We start from the raw sequence: 5,954 nt of genomic DNA on the forward strand, positions 1-5,954 counted from the left end.
CCCCATCACCCCCGCGCCGACCCCCGAATATCTCAGGGTCCTGACAGACCGCGAACGCGAAGTCCTGGCGCTCGTCGCCGAAGGCCTGACCAACTACGAGATCGCCCGCCGCCTCTACATCGGCCAGGGCACCGCCAAGACGCACATCCGCAACCTGCTCGCGAAGCTGAACGCGCGCGACCGCGTCCACCTGGTGATCCTCGCCTACCAGACCGGGCTGGTCGAGGTCGACAGGACCGAAGACGACAGGGGTAGCCGCGGCGGCGCTGCGTGACAGAGCGTCTCAGGGGACACAAATCAGTGACCTGACGGAACCGTGACCCGCACCGCCAGCCCACCCTCCGGGATCGCCGTCGCCGTCACGACCCCGCCGTGCGCCTTCGTGATCGACCGCACGATCGCCAACCCCAATCCGTGCCCGGAGCGGTCGCTGCCGACCCGGGGCTGGGCCCGCTGGAACGGCTCGAAAAGCCGCTCCACCGCGTCCGCCTCGATCCGCGGACCGGTGTTCCTGACCGTCAGCACCGCGTCGTCGGCGCGCAGATCGACCGTCACGCCGACCCGGCCGCCCTCGACGTTGTACGCCAGCGCGTTGCCCAGCAGGTTGGCGATCAGCTGGCGCAGCAGCGCGGCGTTCCCCGGGACCGGGCACTCCGGTTCGGTGTCGACGGCGACCGTGATCCGCCGCGCGGCGGCCGTGTCCCGCTGCTCGGCCACGGTCTCGGCGACCAGCGCGCTCACGTCGACGGGTTCCTCGTCCGGCAGCATCCGGTCGGCGGCGGCGAGCTGAAGCAGCGCGGTGACCACCGCGATGCTGCGCTCGTTGGTGGCGCGCAGCATCGGCGCGAGCTCGGCCAACTCCTCGCCGCTGCACTCGCTCTCCGTGACCTGCAGGATCGCGCGCGTCGTCGTCAGCGGCGTCAGCAGCTCGTGCGACGCGGTCGCCGCGAAGCGCTGGTGCGCCGCGAACGACTCCTCCAGCCGCGCCAGCATCGCGTCGAAGGTGTCGGCCAGCCGCCTCAGCTCGTCCGGCGGCCCGGAGGCGTTGATCCGGTCGTGCAGGTGCCCGTCGGCCGCGCGGCCCGCGGCCTCGCCGATGGCGTGGATCGGGGCCAGCAGGCGGCGGGAGAGGATCCAGCCGGCCACGAGGCCCGCGGCGGTCACCACGAGCAGCGCGGCGACCGAGACGAACAGCACCGCCGACCACACGTCCTGCTTGGTGCTGATCCCGGTCGTGTGGGCCAGCGGCAGCGTCGTGGAGTGCTCCACGTTCATCGCGGCGATGTCCGCGGCGGTGATGGGTGTGCCGGGCCGCAGATCGTAGGTCGGCACGAACCGGATGCCCAGGTAGATGATCGCGACCATCAACGCCGCCGCGACGCCGAGCGTCGCGCCGAAACCGGCGAACAAGCGGGCATGGATGCTCAGCATCCGGGGGCGCGGCCGCCTCATGCTCGCCCCAGCCGATAGCCGGAGTTGACGACCGTCTGGACGAGTTGCGGCTCGCCGAGCTTCTTGCGCAACGTGTGCACGACCAGCCGCACCGCGTTCGCACCCGGATCGGCGAGGTCGTCCCAGGCGTTGTCCAGCAGCTCCTCCGTCGTGACGACGCCCCGGTCCGCGCGCAGCAGCAGCTCCAACACCGCCAGCTCCTTCGGCGCCAGCCGGATCTCCGAGCCGGCGCGCGTGACGTGCCGCCGATGCGTGTCGAAGGCGAGGTCCTCGAACGCCAGGACCGGCGCGTGCAGCACCGGCCCGCGCCGGTAGAGCGCACGCAGCCTGGCGACGAGCTCGGGGAAGTCGAAGGGCTTGGTCAGGTAGTCGTCGGCGCCCAGGCCCAGCCCCTCGACCTTGTCGCCGAGCCGCCCGGCCGCGGTCAGCATCAGGATCCGGCATCCGGGGTCCATGCCGACCAGCCGGCGGCAGACCTCGTCGCCGTGCAGCCCCGGCAGGTCGCGGTCGAGCACGACGGCGTCGTAGTCCTGGACCGCGAGCCGCGCCAGCGCCTGCGCGCCGTCGTGCTCCACGTCGACCGTCATCGCCTCCCGGCGCAGTCCCATCTCCAGGACCCGCGCCAGGTACTCCTCGTCCTCGACCACCAGAATTCGCACGCGATTACCTTTACACCTTTGCGTATGTGAGCCGTATGTGAAGCGCGGACAATGCGGGTTCCGGCGGCAAATACGGCTCACATCCCGGCGTCCCTAGCGTAGTTCACTGTGAACTTCCTAAAACGTGCCTGGTGGCGGCTCCGAGCTCACCTGGTCAAGACTATGATGCTGACCGGGCTGTTCTTCGTCGTCTGCACTCTGGTGCTGTCCGGATTCCTGATCCAATCCGCTGCCGCGAGGGCTGCCGACGGCGCGAAGAAATCCGTCGGCGCGGTGGTCACGATGCAGCTGGACCTGAATGCGCTCATGAACTCCGGAAAAGGCGGTTCGGCCTCGAACGGCCAGACCCCCGGCGTCATCGGTCCCAACGGCGATCTGCACATCGACCTGGTCGACAGGATCAGCAAGTCCCAGGTCGTCGTGCAGTGCAACTACACCACCCAAAGCGGCGCCGCTCCCGGCTCGGACAGCAAGCTCTACCGGCCGGTTTCGACGTCCGGCGGCAGCCAGAGCGGCGGCGTCGACTTCTTCAAGGCCGACGGGGTTCGCGACCTGAGCGTCGTGGACGACTTCCGCAACGGCGACTCCAAGCTCGTCGCCGGCACCGGCATAGGTCCGAACTCGCCCGCCGGCAGTGTGGTGATCGAGAAGCGGCTGGCCGATGCGGACCATCTCAAGGTCGGTGACAAGGTCCACTTCAAGATCGGTGAGATCGATCCGGCTCTGGACCACAGCAAGGAGTTTGCGTTCACTGTCGCCGGCATTTACACCAGCGACAAGGTCTCCGCCACCGGCCAGAACGCGCCGGCCATGCTGGACCCCGGCAACCAGCTTTACGTCACCGCGGCTGGGGCCTCGACCTTGCTGGGTAAAGGCACTGACAGCGGCGGTGGAGTGGTGAGTCAGGCTACGTTCACTCTCTCCGATCCGGCTGACCTCGGGCGGCTCAAGGCGGACGCCACGGCGGCCGGGGCGGATCTGACGATCTTTCCGCTGTCGGTCAACGACAAGCAGTACCAGACGTTGGTCGGGCCGATCACCAAGACCGCGAGCTTCGCGACGGTCACCGTGTGGTTGGTGTCGGTTGGCGGCACCGTCATCCTTGGGCTGATCGTTGCGTTCTCTCTGCGCGAGCGGCGCAAGGAGATGGGTGTTCTGCTGTCGCTCGGCGAGAACAAGCCGCGGTTGCTGGGGCAGCATCTGGTCGAGGTCTTCGCCTGCGCGCTGTTGGCGATCGGCGGCGCGACTGCGGTCAGTGGGGTGCTGTCTCGCGCGGTTGGGAACCACATGCTGGCCGGTGAGGTGTCCTCGGCGGCGAACGCGCCCAAGGATCAGACCCCTGACTACAGCGGCGTCAACGGCATCCCCTCGCACGACTCCCCGACGGTGACGCCGATCAGCAAGCTTGACGTGCGGATCGGGTCGGGTGATATCGCCCGGATCGGGGCGGCTGGCCTGGGCATCGCGGCTGTGGCCACGCTTATTCCTGGTGTTGCCGTGCTGCGCTTGAATCCCCGCGAGATCCTGACGAAGGGCGACTGACATGACTTCGATGGCTCCGTCTACGAACGACGGCACGGCTTCGACGACTCCGGTGTTGCAACTGGCTGGGGTCTCCCATTCGTATACCTCCGGGGGTCGCAAGCGTCCGATCTTGCGGAACGTGAGTAAGTCCTTTGAGTCGGGGCGGATGTATGCGGTCGTCGGACCGTCCGGGAGTGGCAAGACAACGCTGCTGTCCCTGGCCAGCGGCCTGGACTCGCCGACGTCCGGGACGGTCCGGTTCCGTGGTGGCGACGTCGCCGAGCTGGGACTGGGGCGCTATCGCAACCGGCACGTCGCCACCGTGTTCCAGAGTTTCAATCTGCTGAATTACATGACGGCCGTGCAGAACGTGGTCTCGGCTATGGAGATCACCGGTGCGCGTGGTGGACGCAAGAAGCAGCGTGCGGCGCAGATCCTGACGCGGCTTGGGGTCGAGGAGGTCGATCAGCATCGCAGGACGCTGCAACTGTCGGGCGGTCAGCAGCAGCGGGTGGCGATCGCGCGGGCTCTGGCGTGCGAGGTCGACGTGCTGTTTGCCGACGAACCTACCGGCAGCCTGGACCAGGAGACCGCGGCCGAGATCGTCGCCGTCTTCCGGCAACTGGCGCACGACGAGGGCAAGTGCGTCATCGTCGTGACGCACTCGCGCGAAGTGGCTGCGGCGGCTGATGAGGTGCTTCGGCTTCGGTCCGGAGCGCTGGTCAGGGGGTGAGGCTGCGGGGCGGGTGCTGAGCGGTGACTGCTACGGGTTGAGGCGCGAGCAGCGTAGGAGCTCTAGCGCCGTCGTGAAGGCCGTGTCCTTTCCGGCGGCGAGCTCGGCCGGCGGGAACACCGGGATCCGGATCTGCGGCGGGATGCCGGTGATGTCGAAGGAGCGCCCGGCACGGCTGGGCGGGTACTCCTCATTCGGCAGCTCGAACTCCCAGCCGTTGGGCAGCACGCGGTTCAGCGTGTCGGAGAACGAGCCCTGGGTGTTCTCACCGATCCGGACCGGGGCGGGGGAGCGGCCCATCAACGCCTGCGCGAACGTCTCCCCGGCGCTCACCGTGGAACCCCCGGCCAGCAGCGCGATGGGCCCGCGATAGATCAGCTTGGCCGAAGGCGTGACGCGGATCGGCTCGGGGTTGCTGAACGCGGTCGGGTCGGTCGGGTTGTTGCGGTGCTTCTTCCAGTAAGCGGTGTAGGGCTTGGCGGTCAGGCGGGCGACGACGTCCAGCGCCAGGACGTCGGAGCCGCCCCCGTTCACGCGGTTATCGATGATGAGGCCGCGCAGGGCGTTGGGGCCTTGGGTGCGTTGCGGGGTGAAGATCGCGTCCAGAGCTTTGATGAGTTCGGCCTGGTCGGAGGCGAAGCCGGCGCTGTCGTCGGGGCTGGTGTAGCCAGCGAAGGAGGACAGGCGGAGGTAGCCGATGCCGTTGGGGAGGTCGGCGTAGGCGATGTGGCCCCGGCCCCACTCCTGGAGTGGAGTGGTGAGATCGTGGGCTTGAATGAAGGCCTTGATACTGGTGTCATAGGCGCGGCTCGGGGGGATGGTGCCGGGGCGTGAGGGGGCGACGGTGGTGGTGCCGTCGGTGAGGATGGTGTGGGAGTCGTTGAGCGGTGCGAAGGCTTCGGTGAGGAGGTGGAAGAGGTCGGCGTCGGTGGTGCTCGCCGTGATCTGGCCTCGGAGGCGCTCTCTGGTGGTCTGCCAATCGATGTCGTGGGCGGCGAAGAAGGGGTAGTTCTCCTGAAAGGTCTGCCAGAAGACGTCGAACACGGTGCGCGGGTCGGTGGGGGTTGGTTGCGTGCAGCGGGCCGGGAGGGTGGCGAGGCGCGTGAGGTGGCGGGTGCCGACTGATTGTTGGATCGTCATCGATATGGTGCGGGCACGCTGCTCGGGGTGGAGTGTGAACAGCGTCGTGCCGACGGCGAAGGTGGTGTCGCGGCGTGGGCCGGGCGTGGTGGTGGCGGTGCCGGTGCCGGTGACAGTGCCGGTGACAGTCGTGGTGGCGGTGGCGGTGAATTCGGGGAGGCAGCTGGTGGCGGTGGTTTCGTAGGACGCGAGGGTGGTGCCCTTGATGTCGAAGACGAGGCCGTAGCCGTCCATCTGCCAGACTCCGTCGAGGGAGGGCGTGCCGGCTCTCGGTGTGGTGGCGGTCTTCGCTTCGGCTCCGGTCGCGGCTCCGGCATCCACCAGGGCTGCGGCGGCGGTGACGGCAGTGACGGCAGCGATGCGCGCGCTGGTTCGGTTCATGGTGTCAGCCTGCTGCGACGGGGCGGAGTGGGGCATCGGCCATCGGTTCTCGGTGTGGCTCATCC

Annotated in this window: 6 protein-coding genes; 3 read left to right on the forward strand and 3 right to left on the reverse strand. The window is 68.5% G+C overall.

Going from position 1 to position 5,954, the window contains the following annotated elements; genetic code table 11:
* Window positions 1–274, forward strand: a 274-nt coding sequence (locus tag GWK61_RS52060; protein ID WP_194921630.1) for a response regulator transcription factor, incomplete at its 5' end; no start/stop codon positions are given.
* Window positions 275–297: 23 nt separating this feature from the next.
* Here the strand turns inward: GWK61_RS52060 and GWK61_RS52065 are convergent.
* Together GWK61_RS52065 and GWK61_RS52070 are read right to left on the reverse strand one after the other, a co-directional pair.
* Window positions 298–1,431, reverse strand: a complete 1,134-nt coding sequence (locus GWK61_RS52065) for a sensor histidine kinase (RefSeq protein ID WP_228564400.1) — start codon at window positions 1,429–1,431, stop codon at window positions 298–300.
* 17 nt (window positions 1,432–1,448) lie between these two features.
* Window positions 1,449–2,111, reverse strand: a complete 663-nt coding sequence (locus GWK61_RS52070) for a response regulator transcription factor (RefSeq protein ID WP_194921633.1) — start codon at window positions 2,109–2,111, stop codon at window positions 1,449–1,451.
* A gap of 162 nt (window positions 2,112–2,273) precedes the next feature.
* On the opposite strand from GWK61_RS52070, the gene GWK61_RS52075 reads away from it, so the two are divergent.
* Together GWK61_RS52075 and GWK61_RS52080 are read left to right on the forward strand one after the other, a co-directional pair.
* Complete coding sequence (locus tag GWK61_RS52075; RefSeq protein WP_228564401.1) at window positions 2,274–3,653, forward strand: ABC transporter permease; 1,380 nt, start codon at window positions 2,274–2,276, stop codon at window positions 3,651–3,653.
* 10 nt (window positions 3,654–3,663) lie between these two features.
* On the forward strand, window positions 3,664–4,368 hold the full coding sequence (locus GWK61_RS52080; protein WP_228564402.1) for an ABC transporter ATP-binding protein: 705 nt from the start codon (window positions 3,664–3,666) through the stop codon (window positions 4,366–4,368).
* A gap of 30 nt (window positions 4,369–4,398) precedes the next feature.
* On the opposite strand, the gene GWK61_RS52085 is transcribed toward GWK61_RS52080, so the two are convergent.
* Window positions 4,399–5,889, reverse strand: a complete 1,491-nt coding sequence (locus GWK61_RS52085) for a S41 family peptidase (RefSeq protein ID WP_228564403.1) — start codon at window positions 5,887–5,889, stop codon at window positions 4,399–4,401.
* Window positions 5,890–5,954 lie beyond the last annotated feature (65 nt).

The sequence above is a fragment of the Catenulispora rubra genome (genome assembly GCF_015356825.1).
In the GTDB taxonomy this organism is placed as follows: domain Bacteria; phylum Actinomycetota; class Actinomycetes; order Streptomycetales; family Catenulisporaceae; genus Catenulispora; species Catenulispora rubra.

What these genes read in the sequence shown, in the direction of transcription:
- GWK61_RS52085 (WP_228564403.1), bottom strand. Translation starts at nt 5,889, where the DNA reads ATGAACCGAACCAGCGCGCGCATCGCTGCCGTCACTGCCGTCACCGCC.
- GWK61_RS52065 (WP_228564400.1), bottom strand. Translation starts at nt 1,431, where the DNA reads ATGCTGAGCATCCATGCCCGCTTGTTCGCCGGTTTCGGCGCGACGCTC.
- GWK61_RS52080 (WP_228564402.1), top strand. Translation starts at nt 3,664, where the DNA reads ATGGCTCCGTCTACGAACGACGGCACGGCTTCGACGACTCCGGTGTTG.
- GWK61_RS52075 (WP_228564401.1), top strand. Translation starts at nt 2,274, where the DNA reads ATGATGCTGACCGGGCTGTTCTTCGTCGTCTGCACTCTGGTGCTGTCC.